General features: G+C 70.2%; 22 protein-coding genes. 8 read left to right on the forward strand and 14 right to left on the reverse strand.

Features of this window, described 5'->3' with window-relative positions; genetic code table 11:
• Window positions 1–15: 15 nt before the first annotated feature.
• The 3 genes from ABZ855_RS22455 to ABZ855_RS22465 form a co-directional block, all read right to left on the reverse strand.
• Window positions 16–744 (reverse strand): GNAT family N-acetyltransferase, encoded by a 729-nt coding sequence (locus ABZ855_RS22455; RefSeq protein ID WP_360809388.1) that lies wholly within the window; start codon window positions 742–744, stop codon window positions 16–18.
• A gap of 83 nt (window positions 745–827) precedes the next feature.
• Window positions 828–2,756 (reverse strand): IucA/IucC family protein, encoded by a 1,929-nt coding sequence (locus ABZ855_RS22460; protein ID WP_360809390.1) that lies wholly within the window; start codon window positions 2,754–2,756, stop codon window positions 828–830.
• 170 nt (window positions 2,757–2,926) lie between these two features.
• Complete coding sequence (locus tag ABZ855_RS22465) at window positions 2,927–4,369, reverse strand: diaminobutyrate--2-oxoglutarate transaminase family protein (protein WP_360809469.1); 1,443 nt, start codon at window positions 4,367–4,369, stop codon at window positions 2,927–2,929.
• A 424-nt stretch (window positions 4,370–4,793) separates the two neighbouring features.
• On the opposite strand from ABZ855_RS22465, the gene ABZ855_RS22470 reads away from it, so the two are divergent.
• Window positions 4,794–6,023 carry a hypothetical protein gene (locus ABZ855_RS22470; RefSeq protein ID WP_360809392.1) on the forward strand — a complete coding sequence of 410 codons (1,230 nt, stop codon included), beginning with the start codon at window positions 4,794–4,796 and terminating at the stop codon, window positions 6,021–6,023.
• A gap of 111 nt (window positions 6,024–6,134) precedes the next feature.
• Here ABZ855_RS22470 and hflX read toward each other — a convergent pair whose 3' ends face one another.
• The 6 genes from hflX to miaA form a co-directional block, all read right to left on the reverse strand.
• Window positions 6,135–7,631 carry a GTPase HflX gene (hflX, locus tag ABZ855_RS22475; protein WP_360809394.1) on the reverse strand — a complete coding sequence of 499 codons (1,497 nt, stop codon included), beginning with the start codon at window positions 7,629–7,631 and terminating at the stop codon, window positions 6,135–6,137.
• 180 nt (window positions 7,632–7,811) lie between these two features.
• Window positions 7,812–9,266 (reverse strand): M1 family metallopeptidase, encoded by a 1,455-nt coding sequence (locus ABZ855_RS22480; protein ID WP_360809396.1) that lies wholly within the window; start codon window positions 9,264–9,266, stop codon window positions 7,812–7,814.
• A gap of 69 nt (window positions 9,267–9,335) precedes the next feature.
• Window positions 9,336–11,552, reverse strand: a complete 2,217-nt coding sequence (locus tag ABZ855_RS22485; RefSeq protein ID WP_360809398.1) for an HD domain-containing protein — start codon at window positions 11,550–11,552, stop codon at window positions 9,336–9,338.
• A 297-nt stretch (window positions 11,553–11,849) separates the two neighbouring features.
• Complete coding sequence (dapF, locus tag ABZ855_RS22490) at window positions 11,850–12,719, reverse strand: diaminopimelate epimerase (protein WP_360809400.1); 870 nt, start codon at window positions 12,717–12,719, stop codon at window positions 11,850–11,852.
• Window positions 12,720–12,742: 23 nt separating this feature from the next.
• Window positions 12,743–13,234, reverse strand: coding sequence for a hypothetical protein (locus ABZ855_RS22495; protein WP_360809471.1), 492 nt, complete (start codon window positions 13,232–13,234; stop codon window positions 12,743–12,745).
• 108 nt (window positions 13,235–13,342) lie between these two features.
• Window positions 13,343–14,281 carry a tRNA (adenosine(37)-N6)-dimethylallyltransferase MiaA gene (gene miaA, locus ABZ855_RS22500; RefSeq protein ID WP_360809402.1) on the reverse strand — a complete coding sequence of 313 codons (939 nt, stop codon included), beginning with the start codon at window positions 14,279–14,281 and terminating at the stop codon, window positions 13,343–13,345.
• A gap of 181 nt (window positions 14,282–14,462) precedes the next feature.
• Between miaA and ABZ855_RS22505 the strand changes: the two genes are divergently transcribed.
• Window positions 14,463–14,738: a hypothetical protein gene (locus ABZ855_RS22505; protein ID WP_360809404.1), complete on the forward strand. Its 276-nt coding sequence runs from the start codon at window positions 14,463–14,465 to the stop codon at window positions 14,736–14,738.
• A 24-nt stretch (window positions 14,739–14,762) separates the two neighbouring features.
• The gene (locus ABZ855_RS22510) at window positions 14,763–15,032 is read left to right on the forward strand and encodes an antitoxin (protein WP_360809405.1); all 270 of its coding nucleotides are present in this window, start codon (window positions 14,763–14,765) and stop codon (window positions 15,030–15,032) included.
• Window positions 15,033–15,138: 106 nt separating this feature from the next.
• Here ABZ855_RS22510 and ABZ855_RS22515 read toward each other — a convergent pair whose 3' ends face one another.
• The 3 genes from ABZ855_RS22515 to ABZ855_RS22525 all read right to left on the reverse strand — a co-directional run bounded on the left by ABZ855_RS22515 (window position 15,139) and on the right by ABZ855_RS22525 (window position 18,007).
• The gene (locus tag ABZ855_RS22515; protein WP_360809407.1) at window positions 15,139–15,852 is read right to left on the reverse strand and encodes a class III extradiol dioxygenase subunit B-like domain-containing protein; all 714 of its coding nucleotides are present in this window, start codon (window positions 15,850–15,852) and stop codon (window positions 15,139–15,141) included.
• A gap of 111 nt (window positions 15,853–15,963) precedes the next feature.
• Window positions 15,964–17,481, reverse strand: coding sequence for a tRNA (N6-isopentenyl adenosine(37)-C2)-methylthiotransferase MiaB (gene miaB / locus ABZ855_RS22520; protein ID WP_360809409.1), 1,518 nt, complete (start codon window positions 17,479–17,481; stop codon window positions 15,964–15,966).
• Between the two features lie 40 nt (window positions 17,482–17,521).
• Window positions 17,522–18,007, reverse strand: a complete 486-nt coding sequence (locus tag ABZ855_RS22525; protein ID WP_360809411.1) for a MazG nucleotide pyrophosphohydrolase domain-containing protein — start codon at window positions 18,005–18,007, stop codon at window positions 17,522–17,524.
• Window positions 18,008–18,075: 68 nt separating this feature from the next.
• Between ABZ855_RS22525 and ABZ855_RS22530 the strand changes: the two genes are divergently transcribed.
• On the forward strand, window positions 18,076–19,071 hold the full coding sequence (locus ABZ855_RS22530; RefSeq protein ID WP_360809413.1) for a TAXI family TRAP transporter solute-binding subunit: 996 nt from the start codon (window positions 18,076–18,078) through the stop codon (window positions 19,069–19,071).
• 21 nt (window positions 19,072–19,092) lie between these two features.
• Here ABZ855_RS22530 and ABZ855_RS22535 read toward each other — a convergent pair whose 3' ends face one another.
• A complete protein-coding gene (locus ABZ855_RS22535) occupies window positions 19,093–20,505 on the reverse strand; it encodes a HAMP domain-containing sensor histidine kinase (RefSeq protein ID WP_360809415.1) in 1,413 nt (470 codons plus the stop codon).
• A 9-nt stretch (window positions 20,506–20,514) separates the two neighbouring features.
• The gene (locus ABZ855_RS22540) at window positions 20,515–21,201 is read right to left on the reverse strand and encodes a response regulator transcription factor (protein ID WP_360809417.1); all 687 of its coding nucleotides are present in this window, start codon (window positions 21,199–21,201) and stop codon (window positions 20,515–20,517) included.
• 288 nt (window positions 21,202–21,489) lie between these two features.
• Between ABZ855_RS22540 and ABZ855_RS22545 the strand changes: the two genes are divergently transcribed.
• The 4 genes from ABZ855_RS22545 (at window position 21,490) to ABZ855_RS22560 (ending at window position 24,789) form a co-directional block, all read left to right on the forward strand.
• Window positions 21,490–22,266, forward strand: a complete 777-nt coding sequence (locus ABZ855_RS22545) for an amino acid ABC transporter ATP-binding protein (RefSeq protein WP_319199843.1) — start codon at window positions 21,490–21,492, stop codon at window positions 22,264–22,266.
• Window positions 22,267–22,325: 59 nt separating this feature from the next.
• Window positions 22,326–23,159, forward strand: coding sequence for a glutamate ABC transporter substrate-binding protein (locus ABZ855_RS22550; protein ID WP_360809419.1), 834 nt, complete (start codon window positions 22,326–22,328; stop codon window positions 23,157–23,159).
• Between the two features lie 74 nt (window positions 23,160–23,233).
• A complete protein-coding gene (locus tag ABZ855_RS22555) occupies window positions 23,234–23,902 on the forward strand; it encodes an amino acid ABC transporter permease (protein ID WP_360809421.1) in 669 nt (222 codons plus the stop codon).
• Window positions 23,899–24,789, forward strand: a complete 891-nt coding sequence (locus ABZ855_RS22560; RefSeq protein WP_360809423.1) for an amino acid ABC transporter permease — start codon at window positions 23,899–23,901, stop codon at window positions 24,787–24,789. The genes ABZ855_RS22555 and ABZ855_RS22560 overlap by 4 nt, the downstream gene beginning before the upstream one ends.
• Window positions 24,790–24,841 lie beyond the last annotated feature (52 nt).

A 24,841-nucleotide genomic window follows, 5' to 3' on the forward strand; every position in this document is an offset into this window, starting at 1 on the left:
AGGGGCACAGGGGGTCTACAGCACATCGCGCAGACCCCGGTCCCGGACCATGAGGGCGGCCCGCTTGACGGGCAGATCCACCTCGGCGGCGAACCGGAAACCGGCGCTCAGAAAGGCCGAAACGGAGGGAGTGTTGCGCAGATCCGGTTCCGCGACGACACGCGCGCAGGAAGGACGGTTGTCGAGGACGAGGTCGGCGACCGCTCTGAGCAGGATGCTGCCCAGGCCGCGTCCGCGATCGGCGACACCGCCGAGCAGAAGGTGCACTCCGGTGTCGTGGGGCCGGGCGGGGTAGTGCCGGGCCAGTGGATCGAGGTCGGCGCGGTAGACCTCCCAGTAGCTCATCGGGGTCCCCTCCAGCAGGCCGAGACAGGGGACGCTGCGTCCGTCGCCGTCGAGCTGGGACCGCAGATGGGCCTCGGTCACGCACTCGGTGCCTGCCAGCTCCCAGAAGGTGGCCACGGTGGGGTCGTTTATCCAGCGGCCGATCAGCGGCAGATCGCGCTCGACCTGGACGGGGACCAGGTGGAACGACCCCGCCGGCGTACGGCTCGGCCCCCAGTCCCCGATGCGGTCGAGAAGATCGTCGGCGCTCTCGCCGGTCTCGCCGGTCTGCGTGTACCTCGCGACGAACTCGGCGGGCAGCCGCAGCTCCAGCGTGTCCTCGCTGTCCTCGCTGTCCTCGGCGGTCGGGGCGGTGGTGATGTCGGTACGGGCGTCGGTGCTCGCGTCGGCGGAAGGCACGGGACGCTCCTCTCGGGAGATGGGGTGTGTCGGGTTCCTCGGGGGTGAAGGTGTGGGGGGAGTCGCTGTCGTCGCCGCGGGGGTCAGGAGTGGAGGGGGTTGGCGATGGTGACGTAGACGGACTGGGTGTCGACCGGGCCGACGAGCTCGTCCAGGCCGTGCAGCCGGGTGAGCAGATTGGCCTTGCAGCGCAGGACGGGTGAGTCGAGCAGGGAGCCGGGCAGGGACGTACGCGGTCGGGCGGGGCCCGAGGCGATGTCCTTGAGGAAGCGCCGGAACGCGGCGAGCAGCAGCTGTTCGTCGGCGAGGCGCTGCGAGCCGAACGCGCCGATCAGGCCGAGGACGTTGTTGATGCCGAGGTAGTAGGCGAAACGCTCGTCGGTGACCTCGTCGGAGACGAACGTGTCGCTCTGTTCGCCGATGCCGGGCAGCCGGGCGTCGAGTTCGGCGCGCCGGGACTCGCGGAAGTAGTACCCCTGGTTGTCGCGGTAGCGGCCTCCTCTGGGCCAGCCGTCGCCGTCCAGCAGGAGCAGGGTGTTCTGCTGGTGGGCCTCCAGGGCGATGCCCGCCTCGCTGTCCAGCCAGAGCACGGGCCGTACGACCTGCTCCAGGTACCGCAGGAACCACTCGGCGGCGACCGCGCCGCGCGGGCGGCCGGTTCGTCCGGCGAGCCGTGTGACGACCTCGGCGAGCCGGGACCGCAGAACCGGTCCCTCCGGTCGTGGGTCCATCGTGCCGCCCAGGCGGGGGCGGGGCGAGACGAGTCCGGCGACGCAGGTCACGTCGTCCGCCGGGTGGAACGGGTTGTGCCGGATCATCACGTCGAGGCCCGGCACGGGGCTGCCGTCCGGGTCGTCGACGGCGAGCCAGGCCGGGTCGCGGACGATGTCGAAGGCCGGGTGGACGGACTGCCACTGTTTGGCCAGTCCGCCGCGCAGCAGCCGGTGCACCTCCACGCCCCGGTGGAGTTCCTTGCGGAGGTTCTCGCGCCGGGAGTTGGTGATGCGCAGGCCCAGCGAGAGCTTCAGCATCGCGGGGGCGCCCGAGCGGTGGACGGTCCGTACGGAGGAGGTGGGGTGCCAGAGGGAGCCGTGGGCGCACAGGTCGCGGAGCAGCCCGGCTTCGAACAGGGAGGCGATCTGTGGGCGGTGCCGGGTCTCGCGGATCTGCCAGGGGTGCAGGGGCAGGGCCGCGTAGCCGTCGGGCAGGGGCAGTGCGGTACCGATGAGCTGAGCGGTGAGCTGTTCGGCGCGGATCGGACGGCCGCGTTCGGTCCAGGCCGAGTCCGTGGCGAGTACGGAGGGCGCCACCGCCAGCCAGTGGAGAGGGAAGGCGCCCCGCAACTCCGGGGAGTAGAGCCGCGCTTCCGCGTCGGCGAGCCCTTCGCGGCTCTTCGGGGTCGGATGCAGGGGGTGGCCGAGCAGGAGCGCCTGCTCGGCGCTGAGAAAGAGGTCTGGACCGTCGGCCGGCTGTGCGCGCCGGTCACTGATGAAGACGGCGGTCCGGCGAACGGAGTCGGCCACCCGTGCGACCAGGTCGACCGCGTCCGAGGGCAGCACGGAGGGGACGGCGTCCGGTGGGGCCGGCTCGTCGAGCGCTCCGGGGAGGGCGTCCACGTCGGTGGAGGCCGCCTCGGTCACCGGGTCGCCGTCCGTCCCGGTCGGCTTCTGGCCTGCGTACGCCTCCCTCGCGAGCAGGGTCGCGACCGTGACCGCGTCGGCGGCCGGGGCTCCCACGGGGGCGTCGGCCAGATGGGGAAGGCCGAAGCGGTGCCAGCCCGTCGGGGACCAGTAGTGGACGGGGGCCAGCAGGGCGGTGCCGCTGGCCGGGAGGGGGATGCGGAGGACGGCGTCGCCGGGGGCGGGGAGATCGTTCTCCCGTACCCAGCAGCGCAGCAGGTTCTCGGTAGCGGCGGCCTGGGCCGCGGTGTGGGGGTCGAGGTGTTCGAGGAGGTCGGCCGTGGCACCGCGCGCCCACTCTGCTCCGCCGGCCGCCCCCTTCTGCCGGGGCACGGTCTCCTTCCCGGGCTCCTTCCCTGGCCCGCGGCCTCGCGCGGGGGTGGGGTGGGAACGGCCTTCGGGTACGGGGGTGCTGTTCAAGACGGTTCCTCGTGAAGTTGTTCGAGTGCACGTGCGGGGTGGACCGAGGTGTTCGGCGGGTACGGGCGGGCAGTGGGCCTGGACTACCCCGCTCGCTCGGAGCGGGGGGCGTGAGGGCCGCCGGGGTCGGTGCGGCCGCGTGCCACCGCCGCCACGGCGTCGGCCAGCCGGTCGACGACGGCGGCGGCCTGCTCGTCGCTGATGGTCAGCGGAGGCAGCAGCCGGACCACACTCGCCCGGCGTCCCCCGAGTTCGACGATCAGCCCCCGGCGCAGGCACTCCCGCTGTACGGCGGCGGCAAGTTCGGGCGCGGCGGGGTGCGGCCCACCGCCGACCGGGCCGGGGAGGACCTCAGGATCGGTGCCCCGATCAGCGCCGGCGAAGTCCGCGCTGGACCCGCTGCCCCGCGCCTCCCCTGGTTCGACCAGTTCGACCCCGATCATCAGTCCCCGTCCGCGCACATCGCCGATGATCGGGAACTCCGCCGCCAGTTGCCGGAGTTGGGAGAGCATGCAGTTCCCCAGGGTGGCCGCGCGGTCGGCGAGGCCGTGCTCGCGGACGTACCTCAGGGTGGCCGTACCCGCGGCCATGGCGAGCTGGTTGCCGCGGAAGGTGCCCGCGTGGGCGCCCGGTTCCCAGACGTCGAGATCTTCGCGGTAGACCACGACCGCCAGTGGCAGGCTGCCTCCGATCGCCTTGGACAGCACCATCACATCGGGGGTAACCCCGCTGTGCTCCACCGCCCAGAAGGTGCCGGTACGGCCCACTCCCGTCTGGATCTCGTCGGCGATCAGGGGGATCGAGCGGGATTCGGTGATCCGCCGCATGCGGCGCAGCCAGGCGTCCGGTGCGGGAATCACCCCGCCCTCGCCCTGGACGGGTTCGAGGATCATCCCGGCGGGCAGGGGCACGCCCGACTTGGTGTCGTCGAGGACGGACTCGGTCCAGCGGGCGGCGAGTTCGGCGCCCCGGTCGCCGCCCATCCCGAAGGGACAGCGGTAGTCCTGGGGGAACGGCAGCCGGGCGACCCGGACATCGGTCGCGTGGCCGGAGGCGCCGAGGGAACCTGCGGTCATCCCGTGATAGGCGCCCGCGAAGGCGAGCATCCCGGTCCGGCCGGTCGCGGCGCGCACGAGCTTGAACGCGGCCTCCACCGCGTCTGTGCCGGCCGGTCCGCAGAACTGCACGCGCGCGTGGTCGGCCAGTCCGGGCGGCAGGGTACGGAACAGCTCGGTGATGAAGGCGTCCTTGACCGGGGTCGCCAGGTCGAGGACGTGCAGCGGCGCCCCCGAGTCGAGCACCTTGCGGATCGCCGCGAGCACGACGGGGTGGTTGTGACCGAGGGCCAGTGTCCCCGCGCCCGAGAGGCAGTCGAGGTAGCGACGCCCGTCGGCGCCCTCGATCGTCATCCCGCGTGCTCGTACGGGGACGATGGGCAGGGCGCGCGCGTAGGTGCGTGCCGATGACTCACGCGCCGACTGACGCCGCAGAATCCCCTCGTGCGCCTCGCGCACGCCGGCGCACATGTCGACCTCGGGGTCCGCTCCCGCTCCCGTTGCCCCCGTCTCCATGGACTCCCGCAACCCCAATGCCCCGACTCCCCACTGCTCCGCCGCCCGCCGAACACCAACTCGCCGATACACCCCTCCCGTTACCAACACCCGGTGCGCCATGGGAGTCACGGGTCGACTCAAGATCCTTACGGCGACGGGGCGATGGCGTGAGCACTGCTGAAAGACGACGGGCCGCCCGGCATCACCGCACCGGAAGAGGCACTTGCGAAACAGTGATGACAAGCCGTCACATGGGCGGCCCGCACGACGATCAGCAGGTCAGTAGCCCGTAGCGAAACCGTTGCGGTTCCGGCGGTCGGCCCCCACGGCGACCGAATAGTGTGTGTTGCCGTGCGGGGACAGCACACGGTTCGACCACGCCAGGGGGAGTCAGCTCATGCGACCCATACGTTCACCCTTCACCGCCCGCCGAGGGAGGAACACGCGTCGCGGCACCTCCCCCGTGCCGGCCGCCGTCGGCCTCGCCATGGCGCTGGCACTCACCGCCACCGCCTGCGGTACGGGCTCCGGGAGCACCGACGCGAGCGGGCAGCCCTCCGCGTCCGCGGCCGACGACGGGGCCGGGAAGATCACGATCCCGGACGGGCTCAAGGACAAGCTCAAAGAGCACGGGATCGACATCGACAAGTGGAAGAACGGCGCCTGGAAGAACTGGGACAAGGACGACTGGCTGCGCGAGGCCGAGGACTACGTCAACCCGATCATCGAGGGCCTGTGGAACACGGACCGGATGCGGGACGCCGACGACCCCGAGAAGAGCGTCGACGCGGGCGACCTCTCGGGCGACCAGGGCGTCACCGACCCGACGCCGCGGGCCGTGCCGGCCAGGGCGGTGCCGCCCGCCTACCACTCCAGCTCGCCCGAGGCGGGCAAGGTGTTCTTCGACGCCCCGGAGGGCACGATGGTCTGCTCGGCGACCGTGGTGGCCGACCCCGCCCACCCCGGTAAGTCGAACCTCGTCTGGACGGCGGGCCACTGTGTGCACGCCGGCAAGAAGGGCGGCTGGTACCGCAACCTGGCCTTCGTGCCGTCGTACAACAACGCCGGTGTGTCGAGCGCCGAGGTGGAGAACGCGCCCCGCACGGAGATCGCGCCCTTCGGCGTCTGGTGGGCCGACTGGGCGCAGACCTCGGACCAGTGGATCAAGCAGGGCGGTGCGACGGGCGGCGACGGGGCTCCGTACGACTTCGCGGTCATCCATGTGACGCCGGAGAAGGGCGGCAGCGGCAAGTCGCTCGAGGAGACCGTCGGTTCGGCCCTGCCGGTGGACTTCGACGCGCCTGCCGTGTCTCGGGTGGGGAGCATCACGGCGACCGGGTATCCGGCGGCGGCTCCGTTCGACGGCGAGACGATGTACCGGTGCCAGGACAAGCCGGGCCGGCTGTCGATCGTCAGGTCCGACCCGACGATGTACCGGATCGGATGCACCATGACCGGCGGCTCCTCCGGCGGCGGCTGGGTCGCCACGGGCTCGGACGGCAAACCGGCCCTGGTCTCCAACACCTCGATCGGCCCAGTGAGTTCAGGCTGGCTGGCAGGCCCCCACCTGGGCAAGGTGGCCAAGGGCGTCTACAACGAGGTAAGCACAAAGTTCGCCACCCAGTGATGGAAGAGGCCCCCCATGCCTTCGGCATGGGGGGCCTCTTCCAGGGGCGCGGGGAACTGCGCGACAAGCCACAAAACACCCGCAGACAACAACGCACCCACCCGGCGGAGCCTAATGCACCGCTGCCGCCGGAACGTACGGCGCCAGTTCCGCCGCCAACTCTTCATGCACACGCGCCTTGAGCAACGTGCCCTCCGCCGTGTGCTCCTCGGAGATCACCTCGCCCTCGGTGTGCGCACGGGCGACCAGCTTGCCGTGGGTGTACGGCACGAGCGCCTCGACCTCGACCGAGGGCCGGGGCAGCTCGTTGTCGATCAGCGCGAGCAGCTCGTCGATGCCCTGACCGGTGCGGGCGGACACCGCGATGGAACGCGTCTCCATCCGCATCAGCCGCTGGAGCGTCAGCGGGTCCGCCGCGTCCGCCTTGTTGATCACGACGATCTCGGGTACGCCGGTGGCGCCGACGTCCCTGATCACCTCGCGCACGGCGGCCAGCTGCTCCTCCGGTGCCGGGTGCGAACCGTCGACCACGTGCAGGATCAGGTCGGAGTCGCCGACCTCCTCCATCGTGGAGCGGAACGCCTCGACGAGGTGGTGCGGCAGATGCCGTACGAAGCCGACGGTGTCCGCCAGCGTGTAGAGGCGCCCGCCGGGCGTCTCGGTCCGGCGCACGGTCGGGTCGAGGGTCGCGAACAGGGCGTTCTCGACCAGGACGCCCGCGCCCGTGAGGCGGTTGAGCAGCGAGGACTTGCCGGCGTTGGTGTAGCCGGCGATGGCGACCGAAGGCACCTTGTTGCGTCGGCGCACCTGCCGCTGGATGTCGCGGCCGGTCTTCATCTCCGCGATCTCCCGGCGCATCTTCGCCATCTTCTCGCGGATCCGGCGCCGGTCCGTCTCGATCTTGGTCTCACCGGGACCACGGGTGGCGAGGCCGCCGCCCTTGCCGCCGCCCATCTGACGGGACAGCGACTGACCCCAGCCGCGCAGCCTCGGCAGCATGTACTGCATCTGCGCGAGGGCGACCTGCGCCTTGCCCTCTCGGGACTTGGCGTGCTGGGCGAAGATGTCGAGGATCAGGGCCGTACGGTCGATGACCTTGACCTTGACGACGTCTTCGAGGTGGATCAGCTGGCCCGGGCTCAGCTCACCGTCGCAGATGACGGTGTCCGCGCCCGTTTCGATGACGATGTCCCGCAGCTCGTTGGCCTTGCCGGAGCCGATGTAGGTGGCCGCGTCGGGCTTGTCGCGGCGCTGGACGACGCCGTCGAGCACGAGCGCGCCGGCGGTCTCCGCGAGGGCGGCGAGTTCGGCGAGCGAGTTGTCCGCGTCCCGGATGGTCCCCGTGGTCCACACGCCGACGAGCACGACCCGCTCCAGGCGGAGCTGGCGGTACTCGACCTCGGTGACGTCCTCGAGCTCGGTGGAGAGGCCCGCCACACGGCGCAGGGCCGCGCGCTCGGAGCGGTCGAACTGGTCGCCGTCCCGGTCTCCGTCGATCTCGTGGCTCCAGGCGACGTCCTCTTCCATCAGGGCATCGGCCCGAAGACCTTCGGGGTAGGTGTGCGCGAAGCGCTCAGTGTCCTGGGAAGGGGAAGAAGAGGAGGTCATTGGGTCCTTACGTCGATGGGGTTTCGTGTGCGGTGACGGAGCGAGCCCCGTCACGGATCACAACGTACGAGCACCCCGGGAGATTCCCGGAGGCCGTCGCGTGCGGCCGGGGGCAGGCGCCGCCGACCTGAAGATGGTCGCACGGCACGCCCCGTCTCGTCACGGTGTTATTTCGCGGCGCTATGTCGTGGGTGCGAGGGACTTCCAGTCCGGGTGTCCAGGCATCGGCGGGGTCTTCACCCCGTACAGCCAAGCCTGGAAGAAGGCGCCCAGGTCCCGCCCCGCGATCTCGGAGGCGAGGCGCGTGAAGTCGGCGGTGCCCGCGACGCCGTCCTTGTGGAGGGCGACCCAGGTCTCCTCCAACCGCTGGAACGCCGGGCGGCCGATCTCCTGGCGCAGGGCATAGAGGGCGAGGGCGGCCCCGTCGTAGACGTTCGGGCGGAAGATGCCGATCTTCTGGCCGGGCTTGGGCGGCTTGGGGGCGGCCGGTGGTCCGCCGGCGGTGCGCCAGCGGTCGGAGGACGCGTAGGCCGCCTTCATCCGGTCCGCCAGCTTCCGCCCGGCCTTCTCCTCCGCGTAGAGGGCCTCGTACCAGGTGGCGTGTCCCTCGTTGAGCCACAGGTCGGACCAGGTGCGGGGGCTGACGCTGTCGCCGAACCACTGGTGGGCCAGTTCGTGCACCATGATCGAGTCGACGTACCACTCGGGGTACGCGGGCTCGGTGAACAACCCTCTCTCGAAGAGGGAGAGGGTCTGTGTCTCCAGTTCGAAGCCGGTCGACGCCTCGGCCATGAGCAGCCCGTACGTCTCGAACGGATAGCGGCCGACCTTGTTCTCCATCCACTCGATCTGCGCGGGCGTCTTCTTCAGCCACGGCTCGAGCAGGGCGCGGTCCTTGGTGGGCACGACATCGCGCAGGGGCAGTCCGTGCGGTCCGGTGCGGTGCACCACGGTGGAGCGGCCGATGGACACTTGGGCCAGTTCGGTGGCCATGGGGTGCTGGGTGCGGTACGTCCAGGTCGTGGCCTCGCCGATCCGGTCGACGCCGGTGGGCAGACCGCTGGCCACCGCCGTGTAGGCGTTCGGGGCGGTGACCCTGATGGTGAACATCGCCTTGTCGGAGGGGTGGTCGTTGCACGGGAACACCAGGTGCGCGACATCGGCCTGGTTGGCCATGGCGAGCCCGTCGTCGGTGCGCACCCAGCCGCCGTCCCGGCCCGGCGCGGACACGGGGTCGCTGGTGTGCCGCACGGTGATCCGCGTCCAGCTCCCGGCGGGCAGCGGTGTCCTGGGCGTCACCACCAGGTCCTCGCCCGCACTGGTGAACGACGCGGGCTCACCGTCGACCTCGACCGAGCCGACCGTCCCGTGGGAGAAGTCGAGGTTGATCTGTTCGAGTCCGGTGGTGGTCCAGGCGTCGATGGTCGTGACGGCGGAGAGCGGCTTGCTGTTGCTTCCGGGGTAGGTGAAGGCGAGGTCGTACGACGCCACGTCGTACCCGGGGTTGCCCAGGTGCGGGAAGAGGCGGTCGCCGACGCCCAGGGGGGCCGCGGGGGCGCTCGCGGCGACGAGGCAGACGGAGACGGCGGAGGCGAGCAGCGCCGACGTGAACCGGGTGCGGGGGTTGAGCAGCATGCACCACCGCTACCAGCGCCCGCCCGCTCCATGGCGGCGACTCGCACCAGGCCCACCCGAACGGGTAGGTCAGGGAACCGCCACGTGATGCTGCGCCCGGCTCACGTCGTACACGCCGGGCACGTTGCGCATGGCCCGCATGAGCGCGGGAAGGTGCGCCGCGTCCGGGAGTTGGAGCGTGTAGGTGTGGCGTACGCGCTGCTGGCTGGGGGGTTCGACGGTCGCCGAGACGATCGCGACGCCCTCCAGGGCGATGGCCTCGGTGAGGTCCGCCAGCAGATGGGGCCGGCCGAACGATTCGGCGACCAGGGTGACGCGGGCCTCGGTGGTGTCCCCCCAGTGCACGCCGACCTCGGCGCGCCCGGTGCTCTTCATACGCGCGACCCCGGCGCACTCCACCCGGTGCACGGTCACCACTCCCCCGCGCACGGCGAAGCCGGTGACCTCGTCGGGCGGTACGGGCGTACAGCAACCGGCGAGTCGTACGGTCGCGCCGGGCTGGTCGACGACGGCGGTCGCGGCGGCCGGGGACTCGTCGGAGCCGTCCTGCGCGGCTCGGGCGTCGAGGGCCGCGCGCGCGGCCTCGGCCTCGGAGGCGTCCGCGGAGGACTCGGACGCGTGCGCCGGGTCGTCCTGGGTCGGGTGGGCGGCCAGCCAGCGCTGGATGGCGATCCTGGCGACGGGCGTGTGCGCGTGCTCCAGCCACTCCCTGGAGGGCTCGGAGGCCGGGTCCTGCCCCATGAGGAGCTGGACCGTGTCGCCGTCCCGCAGAACGGTGCTCAGCGTCGCCAGCCGGCCGTTGACCCGGGCGCCGATACAGGCGTGCGCGTCCTCGCCGTACTGCGCGTACGCCGCGTCCACGCAACTCGCGCCCTCGGGGAGCCCCAACGAGCCCCCGTCGGCCCGGAAGACGGTGATCTCGCGGTCCTGGGCCAGGTCCTCGCGCAGCGTCGACCAGAAGGTGTCGGGGTCGGGCGCGGCCTCCTGCCAGTCGAGGAGGCGGGACAGCCAGCCGGGCCGGGTGGGGTCGACGCGCTCGCCGTCGAGGTCGGCCCGCGCTCTGTCTCCGTCCGTCTGCTCCTCCGAAGGAGGAGCGTAGGGATTGCCGAGCGCGATGACACCGGCCTCGGCGGCCTTGTGCATCTGGTGGGTGCGGATGAGGACTTCGGCGACCTGGCCGTCCGCGCGGGCGACGGCGGTGTGCAGCGACTGGTAGAGGTTGAACTTGGGAACGGCGATGAAGTCCTTGAACTCCGAGACGACGGGCGTCATACAGGTGTGGAGCTCGCCCAGTACGCCGTAGCAGTCGGCGTCCTCGTTGACGAGTACCAGGACCCGCCCGAAGTCGGAGCCGCGCAGCCGGCCGCGTTTGCGTGCGGCCCGGTGCAGGGACACGAAGTGCCGTGGCCGGATGAGGACTTCGGCCTGGATCCCCGAGTCGCGGAGCACCACGCGTACCTCGTCGGCGATCTCGGCGAGCGGGTCGTCCGCGCGGGAGGCGTTGTCGAGAATCAGCTGCCGGGTGTGCTGGTACTCCTCGGGGTGCAGGATCGCGAAGACGAGGTCTTCCAGTTCGGTCTTGAGCGCCTGGACGCCGAGCCGTTCGGCGAGCGGGATGAGCACGTCCCGGGTCACCTTGGCGATGCGTTCCTGTTTCTCGGGGCGCATCACGCCCAGGGTGCGCATGTTGTGCAGCCGGTCGGCGAGTTTGATCGACATCACGCGGACGTCGTTCCCGGTGGCGACGAGCATCTTGCGGAAGGTCTCGGGCTCGGCGGCGGCGCCGTAGTCGACCTTCTCGAGCTTGGTCACGCCGTCGACGATGTAGCAGACCTCGGCACCGAACTCCTGGCCGACCTGATCCAGCGTCACATCGGTGTCCTCGACGGTGTCGTGGAGCAGAGACGCCGTCAGGGTCGTGGTCTCCGCGCCGAGTTCGGCGAGGATCAGGGTCACGGCGAGCGGGTGCGTGATGTACGGCTCGCCGCTCTTGCGCATCTGGCCGCGGTGCGAGGACTCGGCAAGTACGTAGGCCCGGCGCAGCGGTTCGAGGTCGGCGTCGGGGTGATGGGCCCGGTGCGCCTCGACGACATGGCCGATGGCGTCGGGCAGCCGGTCGCGGGTCGCGGAGCCGAGGAACGCCGCTCTGCCCAGTCGGCGCAGGTCGATCCGGGGGCGGGTCCGCCGGCGGGGCGACGGGGGCCCGTCCTGTTCCAGCGAGGCCGCGAGCTTGTGCGAGGGCGTCACAGCACCTGGGCTCGCGGGATTCGTGGCCTCCGCACTCATGGGCACCTCCGGCTACCTGGACCGGCGGACGGGATGCCCCATGGCGGACGACGGCTCAGGGGATGGTGTCGTTCCCCCGTCCGGGCCGGTGCTTGATGCTACCGAGCCCATCACGCGCGACTGACCACCTCTCGTCGAGCGTGAAACGGATCACCCATTCGAGCGATGGTTCGAGGGTCTGTGCATTCGAGCCACCTGTCCGGCGATCGACCCTGTTCTCAAGTCAGACCCGGCCCAGTGGCTATGTTTCCACTCTCCAACGGGCTATCGGCCTGCGATATCCAACCATCGCCCACTTCAGCTCCGCACGGTTTCCAGCCACTCCGCGTCGATCTCGCCCTCGGCGACGATCACCGCGGGCCCGGTCATCTCGATCTCCCCATCGGCCCTCTCGGTGATCACCAGGCGCCCACCGGGCACATCGACGGTGTACGTCACCGGGGTTCCGGTCACCGCCGGATCGGCGCCGTCACGGCGCGCGGCGGCCACGGCGACGGCACACGCGCCCGTGCCGCACGACCGCGTCTCACCGGAGCCGCGCTCGTGGACGCGCAGCGCTACGTGCCGCGGGCCCCGGTCGACGACGAACTCGACGTTGACGCCGTCCGGATAGGCCTCGGCCGGGCTGAACGGCGGCGGAGTGAGCAGGTTCCCCGCGTGCGCGAGATCGTCCACGAAGGCGACCGCGTGCGGGTTGCCCATGTTCACGTTCCGCGCGGGCCAGCTGCGCTCGTCCACGCGCACGGTGACCTCGCCCTCGGGGAGGAGTGCCCTGCCCATGCCGACGGTGACGTCACCGTCCTTGGCGATGTGCACGCGCTTCACGCCCCCGCGGGTGGCGACCGCGATGTCCCCCTCGGTGACCAGTCCGGCCCGCTGGAGGTAGCGCGCGAAGACCCGCACGCCGTTGCCGCACATCTCCGCGATCGAGCCGTCGCCGTTGCGGTAGTCCATGAACCACTCCGCCTCGGCCGCCATGCCCTTGGCCTCGGGGTGCGCGGCGGACCGCACGACGTGCAGCAGTCCGTCGCCCCCGATGCCCGCACGCCGGTCGCACAGGGCGGCGACGGCGGCCGGGGAGAGGTCGATGACGTTCTCGGGGTCGGGGACGATCACGAAGTCGTTCTCGGTCCCGTGGCCCTTGAGGAAGGCGATCCGCGTGCTCATTCCTCGATCGTACGGCGTCCGCTCTAGCGCAGACGGGCCACTCTGAGGACGGCGAGCGCGATGACCACGACCACTGTCACGACGTACGCCAGTACGACCCGCCAGTCCCGGCGGCGCTCCTCACCGAGTCCCGGTGCCGTGTAGCCGACCCGGCGGGCGGCCATCATGCCCCACCCGGCGGCGCAGGAGCAGATGAGCAGCCCCAGCATGGCGATGACGGCTCCGCTGTCGCCGAAGTCGAAGGCGAGCGGGAAGGCGAACATCAGGGAGCCGACCGCGGCCAGGACCACGATCGGGGCGAGCTGCCAGATGCGCAGCCTGCGCTGCGGTCGCAGTTCGACCTCGACCTCGGGCCCGAGGAACATCTCGTCCGGTTCGGGACCGTCGTCGGTCACACCATCCTGTGTCTCGTCCGGCCCGTCCGGGCTCAGACGGTCCTCGCCCTGTTCCGTTTCGCCACCGTCACCGGTGACGTTTCCCGCGCCTTGTGCGGTGTCGCGAGGGCCGGCCTCCATCGCCACGCGCCCTCCCAACTCGGACTCCACTTGGTCGATCGAAGCTCGATGATGGCATGGCGCCGGAGGCCTGGATGACGGCCTGAGCGTCCCGATGCCATGACGTGATCAGGCTGTGACCGGTCGTTCGACCAACGCCAGTGCGAGGTGAGGAAGTTCCGTGAGATCCGCCGCAGCCCCACTCAACCAGTGCACCCGGGGATCGCGCCTGAACCACGAATCCTGACGGCGCGCGAAGCGCTTGGTGGCACGTACGGTCTCGGCGCGCGCGTCGTCCTCGCCGCACTCCCCGGCGAGCGCCGCGAGCACCTGCTGGTAGCCCAGCGCGCGCGATGCCGTGAGCCCCTCGCGCAGGCCGTGCGCCTCCAGCGCGCGCACCTCGTCCACGAGCCCCGCCGCCCACATCCGGTCGACCCGGCGGGCGATGCGCTCGTCCAGCTCGGGGCGGGACACGTCGACGCCGATCTGCACGGTGTCGTACACGGAGTCATGGCCCGGCAGGTTGGCGGTGAAGGGCTTGCCGGTGATCTCGATGACCTCCAGCGCCCGGACGATTCGGCGGCCGTTGCTGGGCAGGATCGCCAGCGCGGCCTCGGGGTCGGCGGCGGCCAGACGGGCGTGCAGGGCGCCGGAGCCGCGCAGGGCGAGCTCCTCCTCGAGGCGGGCCCGCACCTCCGGGTCGGTGCCGGGGAACTCGAGGTTGTCGACGGCTCCACGGACGTACAGACCGGAGCCGCCGACCAGGATCGGCCAACGTCCCTCGGCGAGCAGCGCGTCGATCCGCTCGCGCGCGAGGCGCTGGTATTCGGCGACGCTCGCCGCGACGGTCACGTCCCAGATGTCCAGCAGGTGGTGCGGGATGCCGCCGCGTTCCTCGGGCGTCAACTTGGCGGTGCCGATGTCCATCCCCCGGTAAAGCTGCATCGAGTCGGCGTTGACGACCTCTCCGTCGAGACGCTGGGCCAGAAAGACGCCCAGATCGGACTTTCCGGCTGCGGTGGGGCCGACGACGGCGATGACTCGGGGGGTGGGGGCTGCGCTGCTCACCGCCCCAGTCTCCCAAACCCCGGACCCCTCCTCGAACGAGTTACGTGACGGCACGGGCCCGGGGTCGTTCCCAGTTGCGAGGTTCGCGCCGCCGGATTCGGGAGGCGGTGACGGGGGCGACGCAAACGGACGCACCGGGCGACGCGGGATTTCGCCCGCACGAGTAACGTATGGAGTGGATATGGGCGTTTTTGCACGGCTTCTCGGACGATCGAAGACCACGGAGGAGGCGTCGACCGCCGACGAGCAGTCCGTCGCCGTGACGGAGGAGCCCGCGGCGGAGGAGACGGAAGCGGCGAAGGGGTCGCCCGAGACCGGCAGCGGTGCCGAGACGGAGATCACGGCGGAGAAGTCGGAAGCCGTGGCCGTGGTCGCCACCGAGGGCGTCGAGATCCCCAAGCAGCAGTCCGCCGAGGAGGCCGCCGACAGCGAGGCCGGCGAGGGCGCCCGCAAGTAACTGCCCGCGCAGGGAAGGTGAACCATGGGTCTGCTGGACAATCTGAGGGCAAAGCTCACCCCGGCCAAGGAGAAGGTCTCCGACCTCGCGCAGCAGCACGGGGACAGGATCGAACGGGGTCTCGACAAGGCCGCGAAAACGGCCGACGAGAAGACCAAGGGCAAGTACAGCGACAAGATCCACACGGGCACCGACAAGGCGAAGGGCGCCGTGGAGCGCATGGCCCACAAGGAAGGTGGCTCGCGGGACGACATGTTCACCCCGCCGCCGGACGCGCCTGGGCCTGCTTCCTGACGGGCACGCAGGGACGAACAACAGCACGACACATCGACGGACGGCTGCGGAGCACTCGCTCCCGGCCGTCCGCCGTGTCACGACGACGGCAACGGCAGCGCCACGGCTACGACCAGGCCGCGACCACGTATCCCACCCCGTAGGGCGCGTCCTCGTACAGCAGCGTGCCCGTCAGGTCGGCGCCCTCGGCCGCGCCCGCGAGGACCTGCCAGGGCGCCCGGCCCGAGACCTTCAGCTCGTACGCCAGTTCCGCGTCCAGCGCCTTGAGCGCCGGCACGTCCGCCGCCCCCAGCGCGCGTCCGGCTGCCTCGTCGAACCCCGCCGCCCGCTCGTCCAGGTACCCGGGCGCCTTGAGCGTGCGACAGGCGCTGGCGTCACCCATCACCAGCAGGGCCACCCTCGCCACCCGCCCGGCGATCTCCCGCCCGACCGCGACGCACCGCTCGGCCGCCAGGGGTTCCCCCACGCCGAGGCCCTCGACGGGCGCGTGCGACCAGCCGGTCCGCTCCAGCAGCCAGGCGGCGACGGCCAGTGACGTCGGCAGCTCCCGTTCCGCCTGCTCGTCGCTTCCGGTGCCCAGGCGTACGTCGAGGTCCACCCCGAAGCCCCGGAACGAGCCCCGGGTGCCCTCCGGGTGCGGCCCGCGCCCGCTCTGTTCGGCGGGCCCGACGACCAGCAGCAGGTGGGGGCGGGCGGCCGCGAGCACACCCAGCGCTTCCGTACAGGCCGCGCGCGCCGCGTCCAGTTCCGGTGCGGCGCCCGAGGCCACCTCGGGCACGAGGAGCGGCGGACAGGGGCAGACTGCGGCGGCGACAAGCATGATCGGCAGCGTAGCCCCGCAGGACGACCCGGTGTCAGTCCTTGCTCAGCGCATCGCCGGGTCGAGGAGCGTGCACCGGGCACGACCGGCTTGCCGCGCTGCGGCGGGCCGTCAGTCGCAGCCGCAGCCGCTCCCCGCGGCCACCGGCTGCGGAGCCGGTGCCCCGATCCCCGGCAGGCCCAGCATGACGCCGGCCGGTTTCGCGGCCTCCGCCGCGTTGCGCTTCTCCCAGGCGTCACCCGCGCGCGTGGGACGCACGTCGAGCACGGCGCCCTCGGCGAGCAGGTGGTGCGGGGCGGCGTAGGTGATCTCGACCGTGACCACGTCCCCGGGGCGCACCGCGGTGTCCGGTTTGGTGAAGTGGACCAGCCGGTTGTCGGGGGCACGACCGGAGAGGCGGTGGGTGGCGCCGTCCTTGCGGCCCTCGCCCTCGGCGACCATCAGCTCCAGGGTGCGGCCGACCTGCTTCTTGTTCTCGTCCCAGGAGATCTCCTCCTGGAGGGCGGCGAGCCGCTCGTAGCGCGCCTGGACGACCTCCTTGGGGATCTGGTCGTCCATCGTGGCGGCGGGGGTGCCGGGCCGCTTGGAGTACTGGAAGGTGAACGCCTGCGCGAAGCGTGCCTCGCGCACCGCGTGCATCGTCTGCTCGAAGTCCTCCTCGGTCTCGCCGGGGAAGCCCACGATGATGTCGCTGGTGATCGCCGCGTGCGGGATGGCGGCCCGCACCTTCTCGATGATGCCCAGGTAGCGCTCCTGGCGGTACGAGCGGCGCATCGCCTTCAGGATGGTGTCCGAGCCTGACTGCATGGGCATGTGCAGCTGCGGCATCACGTTCGGTGTCTCGGCCATGGCGGCGATGACGTCGTCGGTGAAGTCGCGCGGGTGCGGGGAGGTGAACCGGACGCGCTCCAGGCCCTCGATCTTCCCGCAGGCCCGCAGCAGCTTGCTGAACGCCTCCCGGTCACCGATGTCGGAGCCGTACGCGTTGACGTTCTGGCCGAGCAGCGTGATCTCGGAGACGCCCTCGCCGACCAGCGCCTCGATCTCCGCGAGGATGTCGCCGGTTCGGCGGTCCTTCTCCTTGCCGCGCAGGGCCGGGACGATGCAGAAGGTGCACGTGTTGTTGCAGCCGACGGAGATCGACACCCAGGCCGCGTACGCGCTCTCGCGCCGCGTCGGCAGCGTCGACGGGAACGCCTCCAGCGACTCGGCGATCTCGACCTGTGCCTCTTCCTGCACGCGCGCGCGTTCCAGCAGGACGGGCAGCTTGCCGATGTTGTGCGTACCGAAGACGACGTCCACCCAGGGCGCCCGCTTCACGATGGTGTCGCGGTCCTTCTGCGCGAGGCAGCCGCCCACGGCGATCTGCATCCCGGGACGCTTCGTCTTCATCGGCGCGAGCCGGCCGAGGTTGCCGTACAGCCGGTTGTCGGCGTTCTCACGGACGGCGCAGGTGTTGAAGACGACGACGTCCGCGTCACCGTCCGCACCCTCGGGCGCTCGAACATAACCGGCGTTCTCGAGCAGTCCGGACAATCGCTCGGAATCGTGGACGTTCATCTGGCACCCGTAGGTGCGCACTTCATATGTCTTGACGTCCACGGCTTGGCTCCGGTCACTGCTGCTCATGCGACAAGGGTAGGCGGTACGTGAGGCAGGGCCGTACGGGTTACCTTTCGCCCGCCTTCCACCCCTGGCCGCGCAGGACCGCTCCGACGTCCGGGGCCCGGTAGTGGTCGCCCTTGAGGACCTTGCCGTCGGCCCTGCGGGCGACCAGGCCGTCAGGGCCCAGCTTGGTCATGTTGGCGCGGTGGATCTCCGCGATCACCGCGTCGAGGTCGATGCCGTGGACCAGAGCCGTGCCGTACGCGACGTACACGACGTCCGCCAGTTCGTGCGCGAGCCGGTCCAGGGGGCCGGTGACCGCGACCTCGGCGACCTCCGCCGCCTCCTCCGCGAGCAGCTCACCCCGGTGCGCCGCGAGCTGTGGGGAGACCTCGGTGGGCGTACTGCGGGTGTCGAGTCCGAAGGCCAGGTGGAATTCCCGGACGAGGGCGGCGGGCGAAGTGGGAGAGGGGGCTGTGGAGGGGGTCGTGGGAGGGGCGGGCGTCAATGGGGTGGCGGAGGTCGACGGTGCAGGGATACCGGGGCGCATGCGGGGACTCTAGCGATCTCGCCCTTTCTCCTGGCCAGCACCGGGGCCCTCCTGGCAGGATCTCGCGCATGTTCACGGTGCTCCGGATCCGCAGGCGACACGCCCTCATGGGGTCGGCCGCCGGTTTCGTGGTCTTCGGGCTGCTGCTGTGGTGGCTGCTGCCGCTGGACGAGGCACCCCCGGGCGGGACGATCAGGTTCAGCACCGGAACGCCCGCCGGCGTCTACCAGCAGTACGGATCGAGGCTCAGCACGGCCTTCGCCAAGGACATGCCGAACCTGGACGTCGAGATGATGGACAGCCAGGGGTCCCAGGAGAACGTCAGACGTGTGGCGACGGGCGAGGCGGACTTCACCATCGCGGCGGCCGACGCCGTGGAGACGTACAAGCTGCAGGGGCTCCCGGGGGCCGACAAGCTGCGCGGGGTCGCACGCCTGTACGACGACTACATGCAGCTGGTCGTTCCGCGCGACTCGCAGATCAACACCGTGGAGGATCTGCGGGGCAAACGCGTCTCGATAGGGCCGGAGAGATCGGGCGTACGGCTGATCGCCGACAAGATACTCAGCGCCGCCGGTCTCGACCCCGCCACGGACATCAAACCCTTCGCCGACGGCATCAGCACCGGGCCCGGACGGCTCCAGCGGGGCCAGATCGACGCCTTCTTCTGGTCGGGCGGGCTGCCCACGAACGGTCTGGTGCAGCTGGCGAAGAGCTTCCCCTTCCGCTTCGTCCCGATCGACGGGGACCTGGTCACCAAGCTGCACGAACAGGGCGGAGCCTCGCGCTACTACCGGGCGACCAACATGCCCGAGTCGGCCTACCCGTCCATCCAGGGCGGCTCGACCGTGGCGACGCTCGCGGTGGCCAACCTGCTCATGACACGCGAGGACGTGGACCCGAGGCTCACCGAGTGGCTCACCCGGTCGGTGATCAACAGCCGGGACCGCATCGGCGCCCACGTCCACTCGGCGCAGCTCGTGGACCTGCGGACCGCCATCTACACCGACCCGCTGACCCTGCACGACGGCGCCAAGCGCTACTACCGCTCGGTCAAGCCGTAGGGCTCGCGGCGGCGCCGGACCTCAGGACGCCGGGCCCGACCTCGGCACCCGCACCGTCACCTTCAGACCGTGCGGCTCGTGATGCCCGTACGAGATCGTGCCGCCGCCCGCTGCCAACAGGACGCGCGAGATGGACAGGCCGAGGCCGGAGCCCTTGACGTTCTGGTGCCGGCCGCTGCGCCAGAAGCGGTCGCCGATACGGGCGAGTTCGTCGTCGGTGAGGCCAGGGCCGCCGTCGGTGACCACGACCGTCGAGGTCTCGCCGTTCGACGCGACCGACACCCGCACGCACTCTTCCCCGGGCGTGAACTTCACCGCGTTGTCGATCACCGCGTCCAGGGCGCTGGACAGCGTGACCGGGTCGGCCCACGCGGTGGTGGCCGGACAGTCGCCGACCAGGCGAACCCCCTTGGCCTCGGCGAGCGGGGTCCAGGCGGCGACCCGCTCGGCCGTCAGCGCGCCGATGTCGGTGAGTACGAGGTCCGCCTCGGCGTGTTCGGCCAGCGCCAGGTCGAGGAGGTCGTCCAGGACCTCGGCCAGGCGCTTGCCCTCGGTGCGGACCGATGCGATCTCCTCGTTTCCCTCCGGCAGTTCGAGTGCGAGCAGTTCGATGCGCAGCAGCAGCGCCGAGAGCGGGTTGCGCAGCTGGTGCGAGGCGTCGGCGACGAAAGCGCGCTGCTGCTCGAGCACGTCCTCGACGTTGTCCGCCATTTCATTGAACGACCGGGCCAGCCGTCTGAGTTCCGGCGGCCCGCCGGCCACCGCCACCCTGGACTTCAGACTGCCGGTCGCGATGTGGTGCGTGGTGGCGTCGAGAACGCGTACGGGCTTGAGCACCCAGCCGGTGAGGCGCAGCGCGGCGCCCACGGCGAGCAGCATCGCGGCGATCTCACCGGCGCCGACGACGAGCCAGCCGTGCAGCGTCCGGGAACGCATCTGCCCGGTGGGCGAGTCGGTGACCACGACGGCCACGACATCGCCGTCCCGGATGACCGGTGAGGCGACGACGAGCCGGTGGTCCTGCCAGGGCCAGACCTGTTGGGGGTCGTGACTGCGGCGCGAAAGGAGCGCTTCGGCGAACGCGTCGCGCACCTCGCCCGTTTTGGGCAGGTACCAGTCGGCCGGCGCGTTGGCCATGGGAGCGTCGTTGCGGTAGAAGACCCCGGCACGGATGCCGTAGACGTCGTAGTAGCTCTCGAGTTCGCGCTGGAGGGTCTCGCCGCGCTCGTCGGTGACGGCGTCCTTGACCCGGGAGCCCACGGGCCGGTCGGTGACGAACTGCGCGAGCGCGGCGAAGCGCGCGGTGTCGTCGATCCGGTCGACGACGACCGTCTGCTGCTGTGCGCCGGCCACGCTGATCGCGAGCGGGATGCCGAGCGCGAGCAGGACGGCGGCCATCAGGACGATGAGCAGCGGAAGAAGACGTGTGCGCACCCGTGCCCGCTACTGCGTCGGGGCGACGAGCCGGTAGCCCACGCCGCGAACGGTCTCGATCAGCGCCGGCATGCGCAACTTGGCGCGCAGGGACGCGACATGCACCTCCAGGGTGCGGCCGGTCCCCTCCCAGCTGGTGCGCCATACCTCGCTGATGATCTGCTCCCGGCGGAACACCACTCCGGGACGCTGCGCGAGGAGGGCGAGCAGATCGAACTCCTTGCGGGTCAGTTGGACGACCGAACCGTCCACGAGGACCTGCCGGGTGGACAGTTCGATGCGCACCAACCCCAGGACCAGCCCGTTCTCACCGGCGTCGGCGCTGTCCTCGTGGACGTTGCGCCGGCTGACGGCGTGGATCCGGGCGAGCAACTCCCCGGTGTCGTACGGCTTCACCACGTAGTCGTCGGCGCCGAGGTTGAGACCGTGGATGCGGGAGCGGACGTCGGAGCGCGCGGTGACCATGATCACGGGGGTGCTGGTGCGCTTGCGGATCTTGCCGCACACCTCGTAGCCGTCCTGGTCGGGCAGGCCCAGGTCGAGCAGCACCACGCCGAAGCCGTTGCCCTCCGGGACGAGCGCCTGGAGGGCCTCCTCGCCACTGCGGGCGTGCGTGACGTCGAAACCGTGCCGCGCCAGGACCGCGGAGAGCGCGGCGGCGACGTGGTTGTCGTCCTCGACGAGGAGCAGTCTCATCGCGACCCCTTTCGGTTTCGTCGGATTCGGTCATGGTGCAACCGTGCGTCAAGCGGAGTACACCACGTGGACCCACACGCGCGCGTGCCTCGTTCCGGTTGCGGACCGCATCCGTTATCCAGCCGGTACGCCTGTTTATCCAGCCGCTGCATATCTTTCGAATGGCGCCACAAACGGTGTTGACCTGACATCGGATCGTTATCCTCAAGTTCCCCTCAGATGTAATGACGCTGGTCTCGGGGGGTCACTACTGTCCTCCGAAACCGAGGTGGACGGAGCCAGTAAGCGATGACGGAAGTATCGGTTGCCAAGGACGACGCGGCCGCGACCGGCGATCTGGTTGTCCTGAAGAGTGTCAACAAGCATTTTGGCGCGTTGCATGTTCTCCAGGACATCGACCTGACCATCACCCGTGGCGAGGTGGTCGTGGTGATCGGACCCTCCGGGTCCGGTAAGTCCACCCTGTGCCGCGCCATCAACCGCCTGGAGACCATCGATTCGGGAGCCATCTCGATCGACGGCAAGCCACTGCCCCAGGAGGGCAAGGAGCTGGCCCGGCTGCGCGCCGACGTCGGCATGGTCTTCCAGTCCTTCAATCTTTTCGCGCACAAGACGGTCCTCGAGAACGTGATGCTGGGCCAGGTCAAGGTCCGCAAGGCCGACAAGAAGGTGGCCGAGGAGAAGGCCCGCACCCTGCTCGACCGGGTGGGCGTCGCGACCCAGGCGGACAAGTACCCGGCGCAGCTCTCCGGCGGCCAGCAGCAGCGTGTCGCCATCGCCCGTGCCCTGGCCATGGACCCCAAGGTCATGCTCTTCGACGAGCCCACGTCGGCGCTCGACCCGGAGATGATCAACGAGGTCCTCGAGGTCATGCAGCAGCTCGCCCGCGACGGCATGACCATGATCGTCGTCACCCACGAGATGGGGTTCGCCCGTTCGGCCGCCAACCGGGTGGTGTTCATGGCGGACGGCCGCATCGTCGAAGAGGCTGTGCCGGACCAGTTCTTCAGCAACCCGCGCAGCGACCGCGCCAAGGACTTCCTGTCCAAGATCCTGCACCACTGACGACCCGCGCACCCAGCACTGAAGACCTGCACCTCTTCACCACGCAAAGGATGTTCACCATGAAGCTCCGCAAGGTCACCGCCGCCTCGGCCGTCGTGCTCGCGCTCGCCGTCACCGCCACGGCGTGCGGTTCCGACAAGAAGGACTCCGGCGGCTCGGGCGACGGCAAGACGATCACCGTAGGCATCAAGTTCGACCAGCCGGGCATCGGCCAGAAGACTCCGCAGGGCTACTCGGGCTTCGACGTCGACGTCGCCAAGTACATCGCCAAGGAGCTCGGCTACAACGAGGACCAGATCGAGTGGAAGGAGTCGAAGAGCGCCGACCGCGAGACCATGCTGGAGCGCGGTGACGTCGACTTCATCGCCGCCTCGTACTCGATCAACGACAAGCGTCTGGCGAAGGTCGACTTCGCGGGTCCGTACCTGCTGGCCCACCAGGACGTCCTGGTCCGTTCCGACGACGACTCGATCAAGTCGCCGGCGGACCTCAACAGCAAGAAGCTGTGTTCGGTGACCGGCTCGACCTCGGCGCAGAACGTCAAGGACAAGCTGGCGCCCAAGGCCCAGCTCCAGGAGTACCCGACGTACTCGGCGTGTCTGACCGGTCTGGAGAACAAGGCCATCGACGCGCTGACCACGGACGACTCGATCCTCGCGGGCTACGCCGCGCAGGAAGCCTTCAAGGGCAAGTTCAAGCTCGGCGGCTTCAAGATGACCAACGAGAACTACGGCATCGGCGTCAAGAAGGGCAGCGATCTGAAGGCGAAGATCAACACCGCCCTCGAGAAGATGGTCGCCGACAACTCCTGGCAGAAGGCCGTGGACGCGAACCTCGGCCCGGCCGGCTACAAGAACGAGCCCGCGCCGAAGATCGGCGACATCAAGTCCTGAGCTAACGGCTGACGGGTGCGCCGGTTCCCGAACCGGCGCACCGGGCCCCTCGACACGCGGAAGCGCGGGAGATCGTGTTCGATTTTCTTGAAGGTTACGACCTGCTGGGTGCCTTCTGGGTGACCATCCAGCTCACCCTGCTCTCGGCCGTCGGATCACTTGTGTGGGGAACCCTGCTGGCCGCCATGCGCGTCGGTCCGGTGCCGCTGATGCGCGGCTTCGGCACCGCCTACGTGAACATCGTGCGGAACATCCCGCTGACCGTGATCATCCTGTTCACCTCACTGGGCTTGAACCAGACTCTCGGCGCCACCATGGGCGCCCCGGATGACGTCGCGACCCGGAACTTCCGGCTCGCCGTGCTGGGCCTGATCCTCTACACCTCGGCCTTCGTGTGCGAGGCCCTGCGCTCCGGCATCAACACGGTGCCGACCGGCCAGGCGGAGGCGGCACGTGCCATCGGCCTGAACTTCACCCAGGTGCTGACCCTGGTGGTGCTGCCACAGGCGTTCCGTGCGGTGGTCGGCCCCATGGCGAACGTCCTGATCGCCCTCACCAAGAACACCACGGTGGCCGCGGCGATCGGCGTCGCCGAGGCAGCCCTGCTGATGAAGAAGATGATCGAGAACGAGGCCCAACTGATCGCGATCTCCGCGGTCTTCGCCTTCGGTTTCGTGTGTCTGACGCTGCCGACCGGCCTGATCCTGGGCTGGGTTGGCAAGAAGGTGGCGGTGAAGCGATGAGCTCCGTTCTCTACGACGCCCAGGGCCCCCGTGCCAAGCGGCGCAACGTCATCTTCACCGTGGTCTTCCTGGTCGCCGTCGCGGCGCTCCTGTGGTGGGTTTTCAACGCCCTCCAGGACATGGGGCAGCTGGAGTGGGTGAAGTGGAAGCCCTTCTTCGGCACCGAGGCCTGGTCCACGTATCTCTGGCCCGGTCTGCAGAACACGCTGAAGGCCGCGGCGCTTGCCATGGTCATCGCACTGCCGCTGGGCGCCGTACTGGGCATCTCACGGCTCTCCGACCACGTCTGGGTCCGGGTACCGGCCGCGATCATCGTGGAGTTCTTCCGGGCCATCCCGGTGCTGGTCCTGATGATCTTCGGGCTCGCGCTCTATTCCGAGTACACCGACATCAACAGCGACGACCGTCCGCTGTACGCGGTCGTCACGGGCCTGGTGCTGTACAACGCGGCGGTCCTCGCGGAGATCGTCCGGGCGGGCATCCTGTCGCTGCCCAAGGGCCAGTCCGAGGCCGCCATGGCGATCGGTCTGCGCAAGGGCCAGGTCATGCGGTCGATCCTGCTGCCGCAGGCGGTCACCGCGATGCTGCCGGCGATCGTCAGCCAGATGGTCGTGATCGTGAAGGACACCGCCCTCGGCGGCGGCGTCCTCACCTTCTCCGACCTGATCGCCGCGGTGAGCCCGATGAGCGCGTATTACGGTGCCAACACCATCGCCAGCTTCACCGTCGTCGCTCTGATCTTCATCGCGATCAACTTCGCTCTCACGACCTTCGCGAGCTGGCTGGAGGGGCGCCTCAGGCGCGGCAAGAAGAGCACCGGCGCGGTTCTCGACCCGAACGACGCGTCGATCGCGGGCGCTGCGGGAACCGGAGCGGCCGGCGTCTGACGCTCAGTCAATCACTGCGCATCACACGGAGGGCAGTGGCATGATCGCCACT

The organism is Streptomyces sp. NPDC047042 (genome assembly GCF_040644035.1).
Lineage (GTDB): Bacteria > Actinomycetota > Actinomycetes > Streptomycetales > Streptomycetaceae > Streptomyces.